Source organism: Pontibacter litorisediminis, from assembly GCF_029360645.1.
Classification (GTDB): Bacteria; Bacteroidota; Bacteroidia; order Cytophagales; family Hymenobacteraceae; genus Pontibacter; species Pontibacter litorisediminis.
Genome location: NZ_JARDUA010000001.1, coordinates 371,788 through 393,038, shown reverse-complemented (window position 1 = coordinate 393,038; position 21,251 = coordinate 371,788). Strand labels below are relative to the sequence as shown.

Here is a 21,251-nt window from a genome sequence, read left to right as displayed (position 1 = left end):
TTGGCTGCTGCTGATCTTGTCACCTTTCTGTTTTAGCTCAATCGTCTTCCTTTAAGTGGGGGATAACCAGCAGGGGCAGGCCAGCCTCAGCGGCTATCTCCTCCGTAAAGCTCTCCGACATGGAGTCTCTCCAGAAACCACCCGGCATAGGCAGCCAAACCAGCAGGTCGGTACGCGTTTTTTGCAGATGCCGCTCCAGCTCCTCATTCTTGTCTCTTCTCCGGATGGTGATCACCTCATGGGGCAGCCCCTTCGCCAACTCCTCCGTTTGCGCAAAAGCTACAGCCTCAGGTTCGCTGTCTTCCTCATCAAGTATAAAAAGGAAGTATACAGAGGCGCTGTAGGTGTGGGAGAGCCTGTCCAGAATAGATAAGCCTGGCCTGTTTCCGAAGCGCTTCATCCTTATCACCACAGTTATCTTCTGGAAGCCCCTGAAATTATATCCTCCCGGAACGATCAGTAACGGTACTGGTGTAAGGCGGATCATTTCGGTGGTGTTGCTGCCCATAAGCAAGCGCTTAAAACCGCTCACGCCGCTGCTGCCCATTATAACCAACCTGATGTTTCGTCTACTGATGAGCTGTAAAACTGAAAGGGCAACAGGGGTGGGCAAGATCTGAACGCTTTTAAGCACCTCCCGGGGCCGCAGGTCCAGTTCCTGAGACAGCTCTTGCACCTGCTGCTGTAGTCTTTGCTCCAGCTCCTGTTGCTCAGCCTGATAAATGCTATTGTAAATTTCAGGCGGCGAGGTGGCTGGCACCAGAGGGCGGTCCATGGCATGCAAAAAGATCACCTCAGCGGTATAGCTTCGGCCTAGCAGCAGCGCGGTGCGCATCGCAGCGGCAGCATTATCCGAAAAATCTGTGGCTACAAGTAATCGCAACATAGCAGAGGGTTTTCTCTTCACTACGCAAAATACGGACGAAGATGTTCTGCCGAGTCCATTTATGTCAAAAAGCCGCCCAGCACGTAGGCTGCAGCGGCTTTTTGCTAGTTAGTTGGTATGTGGGGATAGTTTATACTACCACGTTAATGATTTTGTTAGGCACAATAATTATTTTCTTTGGTGCTTTCCCATCAAAAAACTTCGTGACCTGCTCTTCAGCCAGCACAGCCTTCTCGATCTCCTCGCGCGGGGCATCCAGCGCAAAGGTGAGTTTGGCGCGCATCTTTCCGTTAACAGACACCGGATACTCAAAGGTATTCTCTACCAGGTACTCTTCCTTCCATTGCGGGAACTCTGCATAGCTGATGCTCTCCGTGTGCCCCAGTTGCTGCCACAGCTCCTCGGTAATGTGCGGCGCGTAAGGGGAGAGGATCACCGTGAGCGGCTCCAGGATCGCGCGTTTGTGGCACTTGAGTTGGCTCAGTTCGTTCACGCAGATCATAAAGGTGGAAACGGAGGTATTGAACGAGAAGCGCTCGATGTCTTCCTCTACTTTCTTGATCGTCTTGTGCAGCGATTTAAGCTCCTCTGCCGTTGGCTGCTCATCGGTTATCTGCAGGTTGCCCTCTTTGTCGAAGAACAGCTTCCAGTACTTCTTCAGGAACTTGTGCACGCCATCCATACCGTTGGTGTTCCAAGGCTTGAACTGCTCGAGCGGACCCAGGAACATCTCGTACATGCGCAACGTGTCAGCTCCCTGGCGCTCTACAATGTCATCCGGGTTCACCACGTTATACTTCGACTTCGACATCTTCTCGATCTCCACGCCGCAGATATACTTGCCGTCTTCGAGTATAAACTCGGCATCAGCATTCTCCGGTCGCCAGTTTTTGAAAGCCTCCAGGTCCAGCACGTCGTTCTCCACGATGTTCACGTCCACGTGCAGCTGCGAGGTCTCGTACTGATCTTTCAACCCAAAGGACACATACTTGTTCGTGCCGTTGATGCGGTATACAAAGTTGGAGCGGCCCTGGATCATGCCCTGGTTGATGAGCTTCTTGAACGGCTCCTGCTCCACCACCAGCCCCATGTCGAACATGAACTTGTTCCAGAAGCGGGAGTACAGCAGGTGACCGGTAGCATGCTCCGAACCTCCAATGTATAAATCCACGTTGCGCCAGTACTTCACGATATCTGCATCGGCAAAGGCGCTGTCGTTCTGCGGGTCCATGTAACGGTACCAGTACCAGCTGCTGCCTGCCCAGCCCGGCATAGTGCTCAATTCATACTCGTATTGGTTCTCATACTTCCAATCTACGGCACGGCCCAATGGCGGCTCTCCAGTTTCGGTGGGCAGGTAGGCGTCTATCTTTGGCAGCTCCAGTGGCAACTCAGTTTCTTTGATCAGGTGCGGCACACCATCTTTGAAGTATACTGGCACCGGCTCTCCCCAATAACGCTGGCGGCTGAACACAGCGTCGCGCATGCGGTACTGCGTGCGGCCTTTGCCCACGCCTAGTTCCTCAGCCTTAGCAATGCCTGCTTTGATCGCGTCTTTTACCTCCAGCCCGTTCAGGAAACCGGAGTTGATGATCTTGCCCTCTTTGCCCGCATAAGCCTCTTCTTCCAGGTTGCCACCTTCTACTACTTGCTTTATCGGCAGTTTAAAATGTTTGGCAAAGGCGTAGTCGCGGCTGTCATGCCCTGGTACGGCCATAACGGCACCCGTGCCATAGCCGGCCAATACGTAATCGGCAATCCATATCTGTACTTTTTCTTTCGAGATGGGGTTGATGGCGTATGCACCGGTAAACACACCGCTTACGGTCTTTACGTCCGTCATGCGCTCACGCTCCGAGCGGTTTTTGGCGATGGTTATGTATTCCTCGACTGCCTGGCGCTGTGCATCGGTGGTAATCTGCTCCACCAACTCGTGCTCCGGTGCCAGCACCACAAACGTAGCCCCATAAATCGTATCAATGCGCGTTGTAAAGACTTTGATCTTATCCTCCGCACCTTCCACGGTAAAGTCAAGCTCGGCACCCACGGATTTGCCGATCCAGTTGCGCTGCATTTCCTTGATCGGCTCCGGCCAGTCGATTTGCTCCAGACCTTGCAGCAAACGCTCGGCATAAGCCGTGATGCGCATCATCCACTGGCGCATTTTCTTGCGTTCCACCGGGTAACCGCCACGCTCTGACACGCCGCCCACTACTTCGTCGTTGGCCAGTACTGTGCCCAGGGCAGGGCACCAGTTCACCACGGCTTCGGCTACATAAGTCAATCTATACTTGAGCAGGATTTCAGACTTCTGCTGCTCGTTAAAATTATTCCAGTCAACTGAGGAGAAAGCCGGTGTATCCTCATCACAGGCGGCGTTTACCTGCTCGTTTCCACTCAGCTCAAACACGCGCACCAGGGCGTCTATCGGCTCGGCTTTATCTGTGCTGTAGTTGTAGTAGCTGTTAAACAGCTGCATAAAGATCCACTGCGTCCACTTGTAGTAGTTCGGCTCGGAAGTGCGGATCTCTCGCTCCCAATCAAAGGAGAAGCCGATATTCTTCAGTTGCTCCACATAGCGCTGGATGTTCTGCTCGGTGGTGATAGCCGGGTGCTGCCCTGTTTGAATGGCATACTGCTCCGCGGGCAATCCGAAGGCGTCGAAACCCATAGGGTGCAGCACGTTAAAGCCTTTCAGGCGCTTGTAGCGGCTCACGATGTCAGAGGCGATGTAGCCGAGTGGGTGACCTACATGCAATCCGGCACCGGAAGGGTACGGAAACATGTCGAGGGCATAGTATTTTGGCTTGTCGCTGGTAGCGGTGGCTTTAAAAGTCTGGTTTTCTTCCCAGTAACGCTGCCACTTCTTCTCAATTTTATTGAAATTATACTCTGACATAGTGTATCGTGTGTTCGCTTGTTCCTAGTTAAGCTGCTAAGATAATTGTTAATTGTTGGATTGTTAAATTGCGGAATGGCTAAAATGTAAATCGCGGGCGGTGGAGCGGTTTTGGTGCTTCTTATTTCGGGAAGAAGGTTAGGCTTCACCTGGAGTAGAAAGGCAGGAGTATGCTTTTTGCAAAGTATAAGTTTCATGGCAACAGGCGAAGTGTCAGCAGAAGTATAGACCCACCCCAACTCCGCCCAGGAGGGGATTCACCTCACCCCAGCCCTCTCCTAAAAACAGGAGAGGGAGCTTGGTTCATGTTGCATAGCAAGTAGCTATCGAAATGTTACACAGCCTTTGGGTTGAGCGCCTTGTAGATTTACGGTTTCGCTTTAGCGAAATTGCGGAGACCGCAGGTCAAGCAAAGGAAATGTACACCGCGCGATGCCCTTATCGAGGGCCCCTACCCCCAAGGCGAGGCCTCCCGGCCTGGAGGGAGCCAAAGCCAGAGATGAAACGAGCAGGTGGTAAGGTTATGGATAAGCAGTAGCTAGCAAGGACAGCTTGGTTCAGATTGCAGGAAGCAGTTGCAATAGGGAAAGCACGAGCTACAAACTCAGTTTAGGCAGCGGGAGCAGAAACTAAGAGAGGCACAAGCGGAGGCTTGCGCCAGAGAAGTATAAAGTATAGCCAAAGTATATGTATGGCTTTTCAAGCCAGTTAAGCCGGAGAGCCGGCGCTACTGTAGTACAAAGATTCTCCAGGCCTGTGACAAGAAAATGAAATTGTCACTAGCGGACACATACGCTAGGATAAAACACACCTAAAAAACGTTTGGGTAACGTCCGAATGGCTGTAAGTCCCATTCCATTTACCCATTACATGAACCTTGGCTTCCTCGTAAAACAAAGTATAAATCCACCAAATTTCTACCTTTGCGCCATGGAACAGAAGAAACACGACTTACTGGATATCATCCACCTGATCTATGTGATGGACCCGATGTGCTCCTGGTGCTATGGCTTTGCACCGGTAATCAAGCAGCTGGTGGCAGAGCAGGAGGGAAAGATGCAATTTAAGCTGATTATGGGCGGTTTGCGCCCCGGCACGGAGAAGCCGTTGGAGGAGCAAATGAAAGAGGGGATACGGCACCACTGGCAGGATGTGGAGAAGATAACCGAGCAGCCATTTGACTACACTTTCTTTGATCGGGAGGATTTTGTTTATGATACCGAGCCTAGCTGCCGTGCCGTGGTTACCATGCGCTACCTGCAGCCAGAAAAGGAGTTTGAGATGGCGGAGGCGGTACAAAGCGCTTTCTACGCAAACAACAACGATGTAACAAAGCCCGAGGTACTGGCAAGTATAGCGTCTACGTTTGGCGTGGAGGAAGAATCTTTTCTGGAGAAGTACCACTCGGAGGAAATGAAGGAGAAAACGCAGCAGGATTTCACCATTGCCCGTCACCTGCAAGCCTCCGCATTCCCGAGCCTGTACTTGCTCAACGGTACCAGCATCCACCTTATTAGCCGTGGCTACAGGCCTTACGATGGCATGAAAGCACACCTAGAGCGTGTGTTGCAGCAGTTGGCCCCAGACCAAAACCCTTCAGGGGAGTAAACCTGTAGAAGGACGAAAAGCCCCAATCCCTTCCTATGAGCCACCACCGCGAGCCGTTTGGCCTTTGCCAAATAACAAAAAGACGACTGCCGCAGCACCTGCTGGTGCCTGGCAAAGCCATACGGGATAGTGTGCTTAAGTTGATACAGGCAGACTACCCTTAGTTTGACGAGGAGCAGTTTGTCGCCTCTGATGTGCTGGCCAAGTACCGGAAATTATACCTAGAACGGCTGTTGCGGCAGGAGCTGGGTGAGCTAACCGAGCTGGAAGAGGAGGTGGTGAGAAGCATAAACCGGGAAGAGCTACTCTCTTCTAACGTAGAGGCTAACCTGAAGGAGCAGATAAGCCTCGGCGACCGCATGGCCGATCGTATAGCCACTTTTGGCGGCAGCTGGACCTTCATTCTCCTCTTCTTTTCATTTCTGCTGCTCTGGATGGCGGTAAACGTGTACATGCTGGCTGCCAGGCCTTTCGACCCTTATCCGTTCATCCTACTGAATCTTATACTTTCCTGCCTGGCCGCCATACAGGCGCCAATAATCATGATGAGCCAGAACCGGCAGGAGGCCAAAGACCGACTTCGGTCCGAGCATGACTATAAGGTAAACCTGAAGGCCGAGCTGGAGATCAGGCTGCTGCACGAGAAGGTAGACCACCTGCTGATGCACCAGAACCAGCACCTGGTAGAGATACAGCAGCTGCAGCTAGACCTATTAGAGGACATTATGGAGCAGCTAAAGAAAAAGAACCATAGCTGACTTTAACAACCTGCACCTCCTTAAGTTTTCCTGCGTCCCGTAAACACATGATAAGGTATGGAAACATTTCAAACATTTGCCCAATAAGGTAGCGCCTGATTACACATAACATCCACATGGCCATTAATTGAAGAGCTGTATGGGATTGTTGGACTTGGGGCGTTGTCAGAGCTTTGGCTGTGTGGCCCTGTACTTACTGGCTTGCTTGAGCAGGATGGCGAGATATTTCCCCCACAAATACTTTTCGCTTTTGCTGTAGGTGTAGTGGGGTGTTTAAGAAGGCAAGGAGAGTGGTTGAAGCTTAACCTGTTGATCTGAGAGGGATGATCTAGAGAATCGCCTGCGCCAGTACCTGCTGTAGTGGGTCCGCGCCAGCCCAGGTGCCGTGGCTGCTGATGGGTTTAAAGCGGGCGAAAAGTTCTTCGCTGTACCAGTTCTCGGCACGGGTGCGGCGCATTACCTCCCGGTGCAGCGGATTTTTATAGGTATACTCCTTCATCGCATCCCCCGACTCCCATACACTAAACGTCGCCTGCCGCACCAAAGGAAGTTCGCCTAAGCCTATGGAGCAAATCAGGCCTTCTGCTGTATCCAAGGCGATACTTGTTTTAGGTACGAATCGCCAGAAGCTGGGTAAGGCGAGCCAGTTTATACTTGCCCGTGTCAGGACGGCGATGGGGCCGCTCTCATGTTTATCAGGAAGGGTGGGGGAGAAAGGCTCCTGCCCGTCCCACCGCCCATGTGCTTGGTAAGGAAGCAGCTTAACAGTCCAGGCCTCATCGGTGTGGGTGCTGTACTCCTGCATCAACTCAGACTCCTGAAGAAAGGCATCGGCGGCAGCTTCACTCTCCCAGGTGCACAGCATGCCATAGCGCCGGAAGTTTGGCTTCATACTAAAGCCTTTGCCGTGTCCGCTCCCCAGCAACTTATAGAATTTTAGCCCAGGCACCTGCTGCAATTTCGGGCCGGAGGTACCCATTTGGGCCAAGCCCCAACGGATGTGGCCGCTGCGGATACCGAACAGGGTAAGGGTGGTGAGGCGGGGGGAGGGCATGTGCATGTGGTTCTGTATGCTGCTTATGCTTAAAGGTATGTTTTTTTGTAGCTCTCAAAAAAGAACACCTGCCAAAACAAAATGTTCGGCAGGTGCTGCAGAGAGATTTTTATATCTGTAACACTACAGATTGATTTTTTTGTTTTCGCCGCCTTTGGCTGGCTCTCCGGTAATGGCAGCCTTCACCATGCCGAACAGCGTCACCATGGTGTTGCTTGGGGTGTCCCAGTACTCTGCCTTCTCAATTCTGACACGCACTAGGCCAATATTCTTATCTTCTTTGCCGCCCGGGAACCAAGCCTTCATATCAGCACTCCAGAGTTCGTCTATCTTTTGCTGGTCGCGCAGTACCTGTGCCCTTCCAGACACAGAAACATACAGGTTATCGTTCGGGTCTGCGTAGCTGAGGTTCACGTGCGAGTCGTGCGCAATCTCGTGCGACTTGCCAGACTCAAAGCCTGTGAAGAACCACAAATCGCCGTCAGCCTCTGTCTTTTGTGTCTTCATGGGCCGACTGCGCAGGGTGCCGTCATCGTCCACCGTGGTCATCATGGCAATCTTTACGTCTTTTATCTTATCTACCAGCTTGGAAAGGTTTTCCTTTGTATTTGGGTCGTTATTCATAGCTTTATATCTTGTTTGTGTTTGATTACGCGGCTCTACGGCTTAGGGTTCCTGGCTCGCCCGTTGCAACTAAAGTCTAGCAGAGTGCGCTAAAACAATAGGCGCAGCAGCCGGTTTATACTTTTCACCTAACCCTAACACAGCCTTTTGAACTACCTGGCACACATTTACCTTTCCGGAACAGACGATGAGCTGTTGCTGGGCAATTTTATCGCCGATGCAGTGAAGGGCCGGCAGGCAGAGCAATACGAACCCGGCGTAGCAAAGGGTATTTACCTGCACCGCCTCATCGATACCTATACTGACACCCACCCCATCGTGGCTGAAACTAAAGCCCGTCTGCGCCCAAGGTATAGAAAGTTCTCTCCGGTTATCGCCGATATGTATTACGACCATTTCCTGGCCCGCAACTTTGAGCAGTACGCCCGGGAGCCCCTAGGTAATTTTGTGCAAAAGACTTACGGCCTGATCCGGCGGCACTATGGCATCTTGCCCCCGCGCGTGCAGCATCTGTTTACTTACATGCAGCGCCAGAATTGGCTGGAGTCTTACGCCCAGGTACACGGAATCGCGCAAGCACTGGAGGGCATGAGCCGGCGTACTAAGTTCGTATCAGGTATGGAGACGGCTGGCGAGGAACTGGTAGAGCAGTATGAGTTATACCTGGCAGATTTTCAGGTTTTCTTCCCGGAGTTGGAGCGTTATGTGGCAGAGGTAAAGGAGCAGCTTTAAAACTGCGGTGACGGTGTGCTAAACCTTTTATCTTCTTCTACTTATACTTCTGAAGTATAGAAGAAACACTTTCGCGCACATCGCTATGATACAGACAAACCTCCTTTTCCGGCACAACCGCCGCAGATTTCTAAAAGAAGTATCGCTGGCCTTCGGGGCAACGGCCATGGGCCTACCCTTGGTTTCATTTGCCGCCTCGTGCCAATCGTCCGGATCAGAAAAGAACGCAGAACAGGCGCAGCAGGCGGGGCAGCAGGTTGCCCCAAAAAAGAAGCTAGGCATAGCCCTGGTAGGTTTGGGCCGATATGCCACGAACCAATTGGCACCAGCCCTTCAGGAAACAGAGCATTGCTATCTGGCCGGCATCGTTACCGGCACGCCCTCCAAGGCCGAAGAGTGGAAGCGCAAGTACAGCATTCCAGACAAGAACATCTACAACTACGACACTTATGACCGGATTGCCGATAACCCGGACATCGACATCATTTACATTGTGCTGCCCAACAGCATGCATGCTGAATATAGCATAAGAGGGGCGAAAGCTAAAAAGCACATCATCTCTGAAAAGCCCATGGCTACCTCTGCCGAAGACTGCCGCCGCATGATAGCGGCCTGCAAAGAAAACAAGGTGCGCCTCTCGATCGGGTATCGGCTGCACTTTGAGCCGCACAACCAGCGGGTAATGGAGCTGGGGCAGCAGCAGGTGTATGGGCCGGTGCAGGAGATAGAGGCTGCCGACAGCTTTGTGTTCAGCGGCGACCCTGAGGCGTGGCGATTGGATAAAAAGTTAGCGGGCGGCGGCCCCTTGATGGACCTGGGTATTTATTGCGTGCAGGGCGCCCTTTATACCATGGGTGAGAACCCGGTAGCTGTGACTGCCAAGTATGGGGAAGTGACGCGGCCGGAGTACTTTGATGAGGTGGAGCAGTCGATTGAGTGGGTGCTGGAGTTTCCGAGTGGTGCCAAAGCTAACTGCCGTACCAGTTATAACGAAAATGCGGGTCTTTTATCGGGCAAAGCGGCGAAGGGCTGGTGGCGGTTAGAGCCTGCTTACAGCTATTCCGGCATAAAAGGCCAAACCAGTGAAGGGCCTATGAACCTGCCCCAGGTGAACCAGCAGGCCCGCCAAATGGATGCATTTGCCCAATGCATTAAAGATAACAAAGAAACGCGCGTGCCTGGCGAGATGGGCTTGCGGGATGTACAGATTCTGGAGGCAATTTACGAGGCTGCTGATACCGGTAAGCGGGTGGAGATTAAGGTATAGCTTAGGTGCTCTTATTACAGCGGCTGCTCGTTATAGCTGACGCGGGCTTATAGCCGGTGGCTTGCTATTCTCTTGGATTAGTATTCGAGCTATTCCGGACATCCTTGTCCGGAGCTTTTCTGCTGCGGATTTCCAGATACGCGGTTTTCATTCTCTCCTCCGCTGGCGCGAGTTTTTAACTCGTGCCTTACGATACTCTCAGATTTTTTTCTGAGAGGCTGAAAAAGGTATATCCTATACATGGGCTATACTTCACTCTGCAAGTCTTTTCTGGCGCAAGCGTCCGCTTGTGCCTCTCATAGCCTCGGCTTTCTGCAACTTGATGCAAGCTATTCTTACTAGCTGCTGTTCATCCCTGGCTTTACAACCTGCTCGTCTCACTTCTGGCTTTGGTGCTCTCTAGCCCGAGAGGGCTCGTCTTGGGGGTAGGGGCCCTCGATAAGGGCATCGCGCTGGGAGCTTATCCTGCCCTCGTGCCTCGGGCTGCCTCGCCTCCGGCTCGGCACCGGAAAAACTCGCATAGGCGCTCAACCCGAAGACTGGGTATCATTTCGATAGCCACCGCTTACGGAGCTTCAGCCAAATTCCCCTCCTTATACAAGGAGAGGCAGGGGGTGTTGGAACCGGAACTGCAGAATTTCCTCCTCTGGACTAGCCAAAAAGCCAGTTTTGAGCTAGCGAGAGAAGCTCTCTGGATATGGGTTAACATCTGTGGGGCCTGATGTGGTAAGAGAGGATAAGCAGCCTCAGAAAATAATTGATTAATACTTATGATGCAGCTATTATTCAAGCCTTTCTTTGGGAATGAAGTTTGAAGGGAAGCACCAAAATAGAAAGGCGCGGCAGAATAGCTTCTGTCGCGCCTTTGGTAGTATAGGTTAATGCTTCTTAGTGGTGTACACCACCTTCGCCGTGCACATGGCCGTGGTCCAACTCATCTTTGGTAGCTTCACGCACACTCTCCACTTTGCCTTTGAAGGAGAGCGCTTTGCCAGCCAATGGGTGGTTGAAGTCCATCTTCACAGTATCTGCGGTCACATCTACCACACGGCCCTGCAACTGATTGCCTTCGGTGTCCGTCATGGGGATGAAATTACCGATCTCCAGCATGTTCTCAGGCACAGCGCCTTCTACTTCAAACGCATTCTTTGGCAGGTCCACAATAGCATTCTCGTCCTGGCTGCCGTAGCCTTCTTCTGCGTCCAGTGTAAAGTCAAAAGTATCACCAGCCGACAGTCCGTCCAGCTTCTCCTCAAACTGCTCCGGAAGACCGCTCATGCCAAAGATAAACACCATAGGGTGCTCTTTGTCGGCTGTTTCTATCAGATTAGGCTCGCCCTGCTCGTCCATGATGCGTAGCTCATAGGTAAGCGTGACTACGCTGTTTTTTTCAATCTTCATGTCTTCGTGTTTTGTTCTGTTTTAAGAAAGGTAAGGAATAATCTCCAGACCTCTAAATTTTGTATAACTTTTCCGGGCTTTAGGCCATTAGTTCCTGCAGCTCCCAGGCACTGCGGTAGGCATGTATACTTTCTACGTAATTCAGGAAGGCCGCGTAGAATGGGTGCTGGCTAAGTGTAGCGCTGTCGCCTACAATGACCATTTTTTTCTTGGCCCTTGTCATGGCCACGTTCATGCGGCGCATGTCTGCCAAAAAGCCTATCTCCCCCTGCTCATTGCTGCGCGTCATGCTGATGTAGATGATGTCGCGCTCCTGGCCCTGGAAACTGTCTACCGTGCCCACCGACAGGTGCCGCAGTTGCCTTAGCTCGTGCAGTTGCGGCATGTGCTCCACGCGGTCCTCCAGGTAGTTGATCTGGGCGCGGTAAGGGGCGATCACCCCGATGCGCAGGTGCTCTACTTCTTCATCGGCATGGCTGTAGTCTTTGAGCAGGTGCGCCAGGTGGTTGAGAAGCAGATTCGCCTCATCGGGGTTAGCCGAGCTGGTGCTCTCTGGCGTCTCCACCTCGTTGTAGCCGCAACCAGCCGTATCCACAAACTCCACGGCCAGGCCAGGGGCGAAGTGCGGGTTGTACTGGTGCAAATCGCTGCTGTGCACGCTCTCGTGCGCCATCAGCTCACCCTTGTAAAACTGCTGGTTCGAGAACTCCATGATGTGGTGGTGCATGCGGTACTGCGTCTTCAGCATCACCGAAACATCCTGCTGCCGCTCAATGCATTTTTCAAACAATGTCTTGCCCAAGCCTTTCTGCTCTGCCTCAAACGATTTTACGGTAGGGGGCAACTGGCAGTGGTCGCCGGCCAGCACCACGCGCTTGGCGCGGGAGATAGGGATCCAGCAGGCGGGCTCCAGCGCCTGCGCCGCCTCATCGATAAACACCGTGTCATACTCCAGGTGGCGTATGGCTTTGTTGGCCGCGCCTACCAGGGTGCAGGTAATTACCTGCACGTTATTGAGCAGGTCCTCCGTAATGTATTCCTCCACACGGTCGGCCTCATCCAACAAGCGTTTGCTCTCGGACCGGAAAAACTGGCGCTGCATCCTCTCCTCATGGCCGAACTTTCGCTTGTACTGCCCAGCCATGCGCTTATACTCCTCTGCTGTTTTCCGGAAATCCTTCAGGTTCTTGTAAGACCGGTGCTCCATGATCTGCGCATCCAGCGTGTGCTCCAGCAGCACGTCTGATACCCGCGACGGGTTACCGATACGTATCACGTTCACACCCTCGTTGGCTAGTTTCTCGGTCAGCAAATCTACCGCCGTATTGGAAGGAGCCGTTACCAGCAGACGCTTCTGTGTCTCCAGCGTTTTGAGGATAGCCTGTACCAGCGTGGTAGTTTTGCCCGTGCCCGGAGGACCGTGAATGATAGCCACATCCTTGGCCTGCACAATCTTGCGCACCGCCTCGTTCTGCGAGGGGTTCAGCGCCGGGATATCGCTCATGGTAGCCTCGGTGAAACGGGCCGGCATGTCACCCAGAAGGATGTCGCGCAGCTCTGCCAGGCGAGTTTTGTAAGCCTCAATCACCTTCTTCATGGCTATCTCCATTTCGCGGTAGCTCATTTCATCAAAGGTGAGGTCAATGCCCAGGCGCCCTTCGTCAATCCAGTCGGGAAGGTCCTCACGGTTCGTGGCCAGCTGTACCTTGTTGCGCTTTAGCCCCACAATCACCCCGTTTATACTTTGGCGCTCGCCTTGGTTGCTAAAAAGTGCGGCCGTCTTGCCTACCTGGAACAGGTGCAGCTGGTCACGGTCTTTAGTGCGCTCCAGCTCCACCACCACCTTGTTGCCGAAGCCGATCTCTTCTTTGGATATGGTGACCGGATACCAGCAGAAGCCCATCTCCTTGCGCTCAGTTATGGTGCTTTTCAGGCTTTTGATCTTGTACTGCTGGCGGTCCTCTTCCTGTTCTATCTTAAGCAGTTCCTGTACCTGCTTCAGTTCAAATATTATTTCGCTCATGTAGGATAAAAAGAAAGGCTGGTCGTGTTGCCCCAGCCTTTATACTTTTAAATATATGTTGTGCAGGTGCGTTTTGTTTCCTGCAATGTTCTATGTGTCTGTAGCAGAAGATATAACAATTTTCATCCCCCGATGATTCACGCCTGCCACAGCAAAGCATAAGTTTATACTTTCTTTTTCTTACGCACCTTCGTGTTAGCCTTGTTCAGGCGTATCTGCAGGAAAACGGCATAGAGCAGGAGTATAAAAGCACCTACGGCCAATACCGTAATCACCTTATCCTTGCCATACTTCACATCATAGCTTGCTTTAACCTGCGTCTGCAGCTCGGCCATATCCCGGTCTTTCTTGCGGATGGTGCTCTCCAGCGTTTTTACCTCGCTTTTCAGGCTACTGATCTGCTTTTCGAAATTGCGCTGGTCCTCCAGGGTCAGTTTGCCTTCGCGCTTGCTCTGCACGGTATTTTTGGCATACTCCCGCAGGCTGTTCTCTTTCACGGCAGCCACAAGCTCCGTATCCAGGTTAATGATTTTTTTTAGCGTTTCGATAACGCTGAGCAGGTCTTTTTTAGATTGTGTGCCCCAGAAGCTGCTGTTCTGCTGTTTCAGGTACTGGTACTCTAAAATCAGCTGTTCCCGCTCATTCATCAACGCAGCCAACTTATCCTCTTGCTGAACCTGGTTTTGTGCCTGCGCACCAGCCATTGAAAGGCAAAGTATGGCCACGGCAAATAGCTTCTTCATCATCTCTCTTCTGTACTTATCCTTCAATTTACACGCAAATATGGCCAACCTTATTGGATTAGGCCTAATTTATTTTTGAGGATGGCGGTAAAAGTACAGCAGCAGCACCGGAAGCAAAAGCAGGTCGGCTACCACGGCAAAAATCAGCGTCAGGCTCACAAACAGGCCAACATAGTAGGTGGCGTCGAAGGTGGAGAGCACGAGCGTCAGGAAGCCGCCCACCAGGATGCAGGAGGTGATGATAATGGCCTTGCCTGCCGAGATAAACGTGCTTTTCACCGCATAGGGCAGCGACTTGCCGGCCATTAGCTCCAGCTTGAGCTTGCTCAGGAAGTGAATGGTGTCGTCTACGGCAATGCCGAAGGCGATGGTGAAGATAATGGAGACAGATACCGTCAGCTTCACCCCCATAAAGCCCATCATGCCCCCGATCATCAAAAGCGGGATAATGTTGGGGATGAGTGAAATGACAACCATCCGGAAGGAGCGGAAAATCAGGCCCACGATTACGGCAATCACGGCGAAAGCAATCAGGAGCCCCTGCATCATGTTGGCCGTCACGTACTCGTTGTTCTTATCCATAAGCGGGGCACTGCCCGTCAGGCGCGTCTGCAGCAGGCGAGGGTCTATGTTTTGGCTGATGAACTCCTGTAGCGAGTCGTTGAGAGCCGTGGCCCGCGCGCTGCCAAAATCTTTCATTTTACCGCTCAGCCGGCCTTCTGTGGCATCTGGGGTAACCAGGCTGCGCAATTCGCTGCGGTTGCGGAAGGCCTGCAGCCGGCGCTTCACACGCTGCAGCTCAGCCTCCGTCTCCGGTAAAGCATAATACTCTTTCAGCCCACCGTTCTGTGCCCGGTTCAGTGTTTTCACGACCGTGGCAGGGGAGGTGATAAAGTTGAGGCGGTACGTGTTGTGCAGGTAATTTTCCAGCTCAGCCAGCTCCTGCAGCACCTCGGCGTCGAACATTGTCTTGCCTTCACCAGCGATCAGGTGAAGCTCAAAAGGCCTCACACCGGAGAACTTGTCCTCAAAGTACAGAAAGTCTTGGATGATCGGGTCCTCATCCCCCAAGTCCTCCAGCATGGTGGTATCCACTCTGATTTGGCTGATGCCTGCCAGGCTTAAAAGCACGACAATTGCGCTGGAGGCAAGTATGGCTTTGGGGTGCAGCAGCACGAACCGCAGCAGGTTGCGCAGCATCACCGGCCAAGAAAAACTTGCCTTACGCGCCCGCGCCTTATTCGGCTCCTTGATAAGTAAAAGTATGGCCGGCAGCACCGAAAAGGCCAGCAGGTACGCCAACCCGATGGAGATAGCGGTGTAGAGGCCGAAGTTCCGTATAGGCACGATGGCAGTAGTCAGCAGCGTCAGGAAGCCAATGGCGGTGGTAAAGGAAGTGAGGAAGGTGGCCATGCCTACCTCTTTCACCGTCAGTTTTAACGCAGGCAGCTTGGGCACGCCTCTGCCCACTTCTGTGATGTAACGCGACAGGATGTGCACCACATCCGACATGCCCACCACGAACATGATCGTTGGCAGCAGCACCGTCATTAGATCAATGGGTTTATTAAAGAGGCCCATGACCCCCATGGCCCAAACCACTGACAAAAGCACCACTACCAGCGGCACCAGCACCCCCCATGCAGTACGGAAGGCTATCCACAGAAACAGGACCACCAGCACGATGGCCGCCGACATGAAAATGGCCAGCTCCACCTGCATCCGGTCCACGAACACTGACTGTGCCAGCGCCTTGCCGGCCACGTGCGTTTGCGGCAGCTGCAGTTGCTCTAGCTTCGAGTTCAAAGCGGCCATCAGTGTGTCGCTGGCGCCCTTGCCCAGGTTGTCTGTTGTCTGCACAAAAAGCGACACGGCCGTGGCATCTTCAGAGAACAAGGTGCCGATCAGCTCGCGGGAAGTATAAATGTTGCTGGAGTCCTGCTCGTATCGCTCCGGCTCGTAAGGGTGCAGGTAGGGTATCTCAAAGTAACCAAACTGCTCGATCACCGGGCTTTTAACAGTGGTGGGAGAGAGCACCGCCTCCACGTGGGGCTGCCGCTGTAAAAAATTAGTCAGGCTGTCTACTTTAGTCAGGAAACCCTGGTTAAAAAGGGTCCTGCCTTGGTTTTCCAGGCCAATGAGCAGGTAATCGTTGTCGTTGCCAAACTTGTCGCGGTAGCTGAAGTAATAGGCCAGGTCCGGATCCCCCTTCGGGAAAAAGTTATCGAAGTTATAGTCGAAACGCAGGTGAGAGGCATAGTATAAACTAAGGGCCGTAAGCAGCCCCACCGATAACAACACCAGATAACTTAGTTTTCTGTATTTCAAGGCAATGTAAAGCTGATGAAAGTCATTTCGTGTTGTACATCAAGCATGTACATTTACGCCTGAAACAACTGGACAACAGATCATTTTGTTTAAATAAAAATACCCTGTACAATGAAGAGAACAGCTTTAACCCTGGCAATGGCCTGCTTCCTGGGAGCCGGATTGGTGTCGCCGGCGTATGCCTGCGAAGGCGGCAAATGCACGAAAGAGCACACGCAGCAGGACGGCAAGAACAGGAAAGATAAAAAGGCATCCACGAAGGCAGAGAGTTGCCACATGACAGCTGCCAAGGAAACTAAATCCTGCTGCGCGAAAAAGGATGCTGCTAAAACATCGCAGCCTGCCAAAGAGGAAAAGGCGCAGTAGCAGCATACATCGTCTAATATCGCCCTCTGCTATACTGGTAGAGGGCTTTTTTATTTTAGCAGATTCTAAATCAAGCCAATGGCGTATTGATGGAGCTATACTTTGCCGAAGGGAAGATTTCTTCCTTTAGCCAAATCACAAAATTCCTATCTTTAACCCTCCATAACAAACGAGCCATACCATGAAGCAATATTTAGACTTAATGCAGCACATCCTGGATACAGGTGTGAAAAAAGAAGACCGTACCGGCACCGGCACCCTGAGTGTATTCGGTTACCAGATGCGCTTCGACCTGCAGCAGGGCTTTCCTTTGGTCACCACCAAAAAAGTGCACTTGCGCTCCATCATACACGAGCTGCTGTGGTTCCTGAAGGGTGACACCAACATTAAGTACCTAAAAGAGAACGGCGTGAGCATTTGGGATGAATGGGCTGATGAGAACGGAGACCTGGGGCCGGTCTACGGCTCGCAGTGGCGCAACTGGCCTACGCCCGACGGCCGCCACATTGACCAGATCACGCAGGTGGTGCACCAGCTGAAGCACAACCCCGACTCGCGCCGCATCATTGTGAGCGCCTGGAACGTGGCGGAGATCGAGCACATGAAGCTGCCGCCATGCCATGCCTTTTTCCAGTTTTACGTGGCCGATGGCAAACTGAGCTGCCAGCTCTACCAGCGCTCGGCTGATTTGTTCCTGGGCGTGCCGTTCAACATCGCCTCCTATGCGCTGCTGGTGCTGATGATGGCGCAGGTAACCGGGCTGGAGCCTGGCGAGTTTATCTGGACCGGCGGCGACACGCACCTGTACCTGAACCACCTGGAGCAGGCCCAACTGCAACTTAGCCGCGAACCACGCGAGTTGCCGCAAATGAAGCTGAACCCGGAGGTGAAAGACATCTTCGATTTTAAGTTTGAGGACTTTGAGCTAGTCAACTATAACCCGCACCCAGGTATCAAGGCGCCGGTGGCCGTGTAAGATGTAGCCGGAATTGGATAAAACTCGTAAGTATGTCGGTTATTATCCATTCATCTTAACCTTACACTTATGAAACTGAAACCCATACTTTTGCTGGCTTTTATACTTGCTTTTGCGCAGGTGCAGGCCCAGCAGCTGGCTACGCCAGATACCCTGCGGACGAGCGGCGGCCCTTTGGTGATACAGCCGATCACGCACGGGACACTGGCGCTCACGTTTAAGGGTAAAACCATTTTTGTGGATCCTTATGGAGGAGCGGAGGCTTTTCAGAACCTGCCGAAGCCGGACCTCGTGCTGATCACCGACATCCATCCCGATCACCTGGACACAGCCACACTGGGCGCTCTGGACCTGGCGAAGGTGAAAATGGTGGTGCCGCGTGCTGTGGCTGAGCAGCTACCGGAAAAGTATAAGCAGCAACTGGTAGTGCTGGATAACGGCGGGCAGAGCATGCAGCAAGGCATCAACATACTTGCCATGCCCATGTACAACCTGCCCGATAGCGCTGGCGCCTTCCACACAAAAGGCAGGGGCAATGGCTATGTGCTGCAAACGGGTGATAAGCGCATCTACATCTCCGGCGACACCGAAGGCATACCTGAAATGCGCCGACTGGAGAACATCGATGTGGCCTTTGTAAGTATGAACCTGCCCTACACTATGGATGTGGACCAGGCCGCCGATGCTGTGCTGGAGTTTCAGCCGAAGATGGTGTACCCCTACCACTACCGCGGTACGGACGGCCTTAGCGATGTGGAGCGGTTTAAGCAGCTGGTAAGCAGCAAAAACAAAAACATTGAGGTGCGCCTGAAGGAGTGGTACCCGCAAAAGTAAACGGTGCTTCTGAGGCACTAGGAGAGCACAGGCCGTTGGGTCTGTGCTTTTTTATTGATTTATAGTATCTTCAGGCCCCTTTAGCTAGTGATCAGTTATAACCTATACTATCTTGAAACAAACTTTACCCTCATCAACTTCCCGCAAAATTGCCGTCAGCTTCTCGATTTGTGCGCATCTGCTTTCTTTTAATGCCATGGCACAGACAGAAGCCGCGGACAGCCTTCAGACAGGTTACGGTGCCCGGAAACTAAGTGAACTAACAGAAGCTGCGGAGCAACTGCTGCCTGACAGGCTGAACAAAGGGCTGATTTCCTCCCCAGAGCAGTTGCTAACGGGAAGGATACCAGGGCTAAGGGTTGTATCGAACGGCGGTGCGCCTGGTGCCGGTGCCACTATGGTACTGAGAGCCGGAGGGTCCCTTACAGCCAGCACCTCTCCCTTGGTTGTATTAGACGGGGTTCCGCTTTCTATGCATACTGCCTCCGGGCATGCGGGTGTACTCGCTTTTCTAAACCCTGCGGACATTGCCTCAATTACACTGCTGAAAGATGACCCGCTCGCGGCTATGTATGGGGGCAGGGCTGCAAACGGTGTCCTGTACATCACCACCAAAATAGGGGGTACTGGAGAAAAAGTAAGGCTTAACTATAATACCACGGCAGGTATTTCCATACTGCGCAAGAAAGCGCCTGTGCTGGATGCCGGCAGGTTCAGAGAACTTGTGGGGGAGCTTTACCCTGATCAGGCGCACCTGCTTGGCGAACACAACACAGACTGGCAGGATGTTATTTTTGGTAAAGCCTTCAGCCACGACCAGCATTTACGGATGAGCGGTGCTATCCTTCAGGCAGTGCCCTACAGTGTGTCACTTGGTCATCTGAAGGAGAACGGCATCTTAAAGGAGTCGAGCAACCGGAGAAACTCTCTTGCAGTATCGCTCAACCCCAGCTTTTGGAAGCATCACCTCAACCTGAACCTCCACTTCAGCAATGTGAACCAAAAGCTATTGGTAGCAGATGAAAAGGCCATCACCAGTGCCTGGGCGTTTGACCCTACGCAGCCGGTGCACGCAGATAATAAGTACGGGGGGTATTTTACCTATGAGAAGTACGCCACTTATGCCCCTAATCCGCTAAGTATGCTTGAGCAGCGCCAGGACACAGACGAGACCAGGCACCTGCTGGGGCAAGCGCACCTACAATACAGGCTGCATTTCCTCCCTTCGCTTAGCATCAATTTCCGGCATGCTTTCCAGAGGCAGGATAATGAGTTTATTACTTTCAGGCCCGCTGACATGGCTGCTGTACCACACAACAACGGTTGGGTGCAGCGGTATACGCGGGAGCAGAACTGGAAACAGAATGAGCTGTTTCTAAACCTGGACCACGAGGTAAAATCCATCAGCAGCAAGCTAACCATTACGCTTGGCACTTTAGGTAAAGAAACAGAGCTGTCGCGTGACGATTTTTCTCCCTTTGACGTGGATGGCAGTATCATAATGGAGCATGCGCGGGAAAGCCACTACTGGGAAAAAATAGTTTCGGCAGGCATGTTCGGAAATGCTGCTGTTTCTGTAAAGGACAAGTATAGCCTGAGTGCTGCCGCCTCACGCCAGGAGGTGTCAGGTTTTCCCGCGGCCAGTCCACTGCTCTCCGGAGGCGTGGGAGGATTCTGGAATATTTCCAAAGAAGCTTTTTTGAAAGGGAATCCCTGGCTGTCAGAGCTAAGGGCGTACGCTAACTATAGCAGGCATGCCAATCCGGATGCGATTGGGAGTAAGACATTGCGGGGCGAAAGATCAACAGCTGAAACCACGTCAAAATGGAATGCCGGTCTGCACGGAGAGGTGCTGCAAGGAAAGCTGCAAGTCAACCTGAATTATTACAGCTCTTTAACCGAGGACTTGCTGCTGTACCCGCTTGTATCCATTGCCACTAGCCGTTTCCGGGTGCCTTTGAACATGGGTAAGTATAAAGCCTCTGGGGTAGAGGCAAGCCTAGGCTATGTACTTAAGGATGCTGGTTCTTGGCGGTGGGAAATTGGCGCCCATTTAACCACCATTGCGAATGAGGTGGTAGCGCTTGTGGATGGTTTCTCCTATGTCCAGTATCCGGATGACATGTTTGCCTTGGGGTTACAGAAAGGTTCTGCTGCGCATGCCTTTTACCTCTTTGAGCAGCTTTACGACGAAAAAGGATTGCCCTTACCGGGGAAGCATAAGCCGAATGAGTATGGCCATGTCGTTCCGCGGTTGTCACGCTCTGCAGACCCCTCTGCCCTGGTCGGTTTTAGCACAGACATCAGGTATAAAAGAATAGAGGCAAGTTTGCTGCTGAACGGTGCGCTAGGGCACCATGTGTACAATTATGCCAATGGTATCACCAATTATGCTGCACCAAACTTTGATAACGGATACCTTAAAAATGCGACAGAAAGCTTTGTTGAGAATGAGTACAGGGTTCTGCACTCCAGAACGGACCACTATTTAGAGAAGGGGGCTTTCTTGCGTTTGCAGTACCTGAACTTTAGCTATGATCTGGGGAGCGCCTACCATGGCCAAGCACATTGGAAAGCCATGGCTACCGTGCAAAATGCTTTTGTCCTGACAAAGTACAGTGGCCAGGACCCAGAAGTTGCAGGAGGAATAGACTACGGCCAGTATCCGCAGCCAACAACCTTCTCCTTAGGACTAGGCTTGCAACTATAAAACAAAAGCCCGAAGTTATCGCTTCGGGCTTTTGTTTTATGG

General features: G+C 52.4%; 17 protein-coding genes. 9 read left to right on the top strand and 8 right to left on the bottom strand.

Going from position 1 to position 21,251, the window contains the following annotated elements; all coding sequences use genetic code 11:
- Positions 1–37 precede the first annotated feature (37 nt).
- Together PXG97_RS01755 and leuS are read right to left on the bottom strand one after the other, a co-directional pair.
- The gene (locus PXG97_RS01755) at positions 38–886 is read right to left on the bottom strand and encodes a universal stress protein (protein ID WP_276495994.1); all 849 of its coding nucleotides are present in this window, start codon (positions 884–886) and stop codon (positions 38–40) included.
- Positions 887–1,016: 130 nt separating this feature from the next.
- On the bottom strand, positions 1,017–3,785 hold the full coding sequence (gene leuS / locus PXG97_RS01750; RefSeq protein ID WP_276495993.1) for a leucine--tRNA ligase: 2,769 nt from the start codon (positions 3,783–3,785) through the stop codon (positions 1,017–1,019).
- A gap of 930 nt (positions 3,786–4,715) precedes the next feature.
- Here leuS and PXG97_RS01745 point away from each other — a divergent pair.
- From PXG97_RS01745 to PXG97_RS01735, 3 genes are all read left to right on the top strand, one after another.
- Positions 4,716–5,393: a DsbA family protein gene (locus tag PXG97_RS01745; RefSeq protein ID WP_276495992.1), complete on the top strand. Its 678-nt coding sequence runs from the start codon at positions 4,716–4,718 to the stop codon at positions 5,391–5,393.
- 35 nt (positions 5,394–5,428) lie between these two features.
- Positions 5,429–5,557 (top strand): hypothetical protein, encoded by a 129-nt coding sequence (locus tag PXG97_RS01740; RefSeq protein ID WP_276495991.1) that lies wholly within the window; start codon positions 5,429–5,431, stop codon positions 5,555–5,557.
- A 69-nt stretch (positions 5,558–5,626) separates the two neighbouring features.
- On the top strand, positions 5,627–6,151 hold the full coding sequence (locus tag PXG97_RS01735) for a DUF1003 domain-containing protein (protein ID WP_276495990.1): 525 nt from the start codon (positions 5,627–5,629) through the stop codon (positions 6,149–6,151).
- A 328-nt stretch (positions 6,152–6,479) separates the two neighbouring features.
- On the opposite strand, the gene PXG97_RS01730 is transcribed toward PXG97_RS01735, so the two are convergent.
- Together PXG97_RS01730 and PXG97_RS01725 are read right to left on the bottom strand one after the other, a co-directional pair.
- On the bottom strand, positions 6,480–7,205 hold the full coding sequence (locus PXG97_RS01730; protein WP_276495989.1) for a spheroidene monooxygenase: 726 nt from the start codon (positions 7,203–7,205) through the stop codon (positions 6,480–6,482).
- Positions 7,206–7,328: 123 nt separating this feature from the next.
- Positions 7,329–7,829, bottom strand: coding sequence for a pyridoxamine 5'-phosphate oxidase family protein (locus PXG97_RS01725; RefSeq protein ID WP_276495988.1), 501 nt, complete (start codon positions 7,827–7,829; stop codon positions 7,329–7,331).
- Positions 7,830–7,976: 147 nt separating this feature from the next.
- On the opposite strand from PXG97_RS01725, the gene PXG97_RS01720 reads away from it, so the two are divergent.
- Together PXG97_RS01720 and PXG97_RS01715 are read left to right on the top strand one after the other, a co-directional pair.
- Entirely contained in the window at positions 7,977–8,561 is a 585-nt protein-coding gene (locus PXG97_RS01720) for an acyl carrier protein phosphodiesterase (protein WP_276495987.1), read from the top strand.
- A gap of 85 nt (positions 8,562–8,646) precedes the next feature.
- Entirely contained in the window at positions 8,647–9,828 is a 1,182-nt protein-coding gene (locus PXG97_RS01715) for a Gfo/Idh/MocA family protein (RefSeq protein ID WP_276495986.1), read from the top strand.
- Positions 9,829–10,716: 888 nt separating this feature from the next.
- Here the strand turns inward: PXG97_RS01715 and PXG97_RS01710 are convergent.
- The 4 genes from PXG97_RS01710 to PXG97_RS01695 all read right to left on the bottom strand — a co-directional run bounded on the left by PXG97_RS01710 (position 10,717) and on the right by PXG97_RS01695 (position 16,323).
- On the bottom strand, positions 10,717–11,229 hold the full coding sequence (locus PXG97_RS01710; RefSeq protein WP_276495985.1) for an FKBP-type peptidyl-prolyl cis-trans isomerase: 513 nt from the start codon (positions 11,227–11,229) through the stop codon (positions 10,717–10,719).
- A 79-nt stretch (positions 11,230–11,308) separates the two neighbouring features.
- Positions 11,309–13,252 (bottom strand): AAA domain-containing protein, encoded by a 1,944-nt coding sequence (locus PXG97_RS01705; RefSeq protein ID WP_276495984.1) that lies wholly within the window; start codon positions 13,250–13,252, stop codon positions 11,309–11,311.
- 164 nt (positions 13,253–13,416) lie between these two features.
- On the bottom strand, positions 13,417–13,998 hold the full coding sequence (locus tag PXG97_RS01700) for a hypothetical protein (protein ID WP_276495983.1): 582 nt from the start codon (positions 13,996–13,998) through the stop codon (positions 13,417–13,419).
- A gap of 66 nt (positions 13,999–14,064) precedes the next feature.
- Positions 14,065–16,323 carry an efflux RND transporter permease subunit gene (locus PXG97_RS01695; protein ID WP_276495982.1) on the bottom strand — a complete coding sequence of 753 codons (2,259 nt, stop codon included), beginning with the start codon at positions 16,321–16,323 and terminating at the stop codon, positions 14,065–14,067.
- A gap of 111 nt (positions 16,324–16,434) precedes the next feature.
- On the opposite strand from PXG97_RS01695, the gene PXG97_RS01690 reads away from it, so the two are divergent.
- From PXG97_RS01690 to PXG97_RS01675, 4 genes are all read left to right on the top strand, one after another.
- The gene (locus PXG97_RS01690; protein ID WP_276495981.1) at positions 16,435–16,689 is read left to right on the top strand and encodes a hypothetical protein; all 255 of its coding nucleotides are present in this window, start codon (positions 16,435–16,437) and stop codon (positions 16,687–16,689) included.
- A 181-nt stretch (positions 16,690–16,870) separates the two neighbouring features.
- Positions 16,871–17,665, top strand: coding sequence for a thymidylate synthase (locus PXG97_RS01685; protein WP_276495980.1), 795 nt, complete (start codon positions 16,871–16,873; stop codon positions 17,663–17,665).
- A gap of 69 nt (positions 17,666–17,734) precedes the next feature.
- Positions 17,735–18,499 (top strand): MBL fold metallo-hydrolase, encoded by a 765-nt coding sequence (locus PXG97_RS01680; protein WP_276495979.1) that lies wholly within the window; start codon positions 17,735–17,737, stop codon positions 18,497–18,499.
- Between the two features lie 196 nt (positions 18,500–18,695).
- The gene (locus tag PXG97_RS01675) at positions 18,696–21,209 is read left to right on the top strand and encodes a TonB-dependent receptor plug domain-containing protein (protein ID WP_276495978.1); all 2,514 of its coding nucleotides are present in this window, start codon (positions 18,696–18,698) and stop codon (positions 21,207–21,209) included.
- Positions 21,210–21,251 lie beyond the last annotated feature (42 nt).

Coding starts and splice junctions, on each gene's coding strand:
- PXG97_RS01755 (WP_276495994.1), bottom strand. CDS start 886: ATGTTGCGATTACTTGTAGCCACAGATTTTTCGGATAATGCTGCCGCT.
- leuS (WP_276495993.1), bottom strand. CDS start 3,785: ATGTCAGAGTATAATTTCAATAAAATTGAGAAGAAGTGGCAGCGTTAC.
- PXG97_RS01745 (WP_276495992.1), top strand. CDS start 4,716: ATGGAACAGAAGAAACACGACTTACTGGATATCATCCACCTGATCTAT.
- PXG97_RS01740 (WP_276495991.1), top strand. CDS start 5,429: ATGAGCCACCACCGCGAGCCGTTTGGCCTTTGCCAAATAACAAAAAGA.
- PXG97_RS01730 (WP_276495989.1), bottom strand. CDS start 7,205: ATGCCCTCCCCCCGCCTCACCACCCTTACCCTGTTCGGTATCCGCAGC.
- PXG97_RS01725 (WP_276495988.1), bottom strand. CDS start 7,829: ATGAATAACGACCCAAATACAAAGGAAAACCTTTCCAAGCTGGTAGAT.
- PXG97_RS01715 (WP_276495986.1), top strand. CDS start 8,647: ATGATACAGACAAACCTCCTTTTCCGGCACAACCGCCGCAGATTTCTA.
- PXG97_RS01710 (WP_276495985.1), bottom strand. CDS start 11,229: ATGAAGATTGAAAAAAACAGCGTAGTCACGCTTACCTATGAGCTACGC.
- PXG97_RS01705 (WP_276495984.1), bottom strand. CDS start 13,252: ATGAGCGAAATAATATTTGAACTGAAGCAGGTACAGGAACTGCTTAAG.
- PXG97_RS01700 (WP_276495983.1), bottom strand. CDS start 13,998: ATGATGAAGAAGCTATTTGCCGTGGCCATACTTTGCCTTTCAATGGCT.
- PXG97_RS01690 (WP_276495981.1), top strand. CDS start 16,435: ATGAAGAGAACAGCTTTAACCCTGGCAATGGCCTGCTTCCTGGGAGCC.
- PXG97_RS01685 (WP_276495980.1), top strand. CDS start 16,871: ATGAAGCAATATTTAGACTTAATGCAGCACATCCTGGATACAGGTGTG.
- PXG97_RS01680 (WP_276495979.1), top strand. CDS start 17,735: ATGAAACTGAAACCCATACTTTTGCTGGCTTTTATACTTGCTTTTGCG.
- PXG97_RS01675 (WP_276495978.1), top strand. CDS start 18,696: ATGGCACAGACAGAAGCCGCGGACAGCCTTCAGACAGGTTACGGTGCC.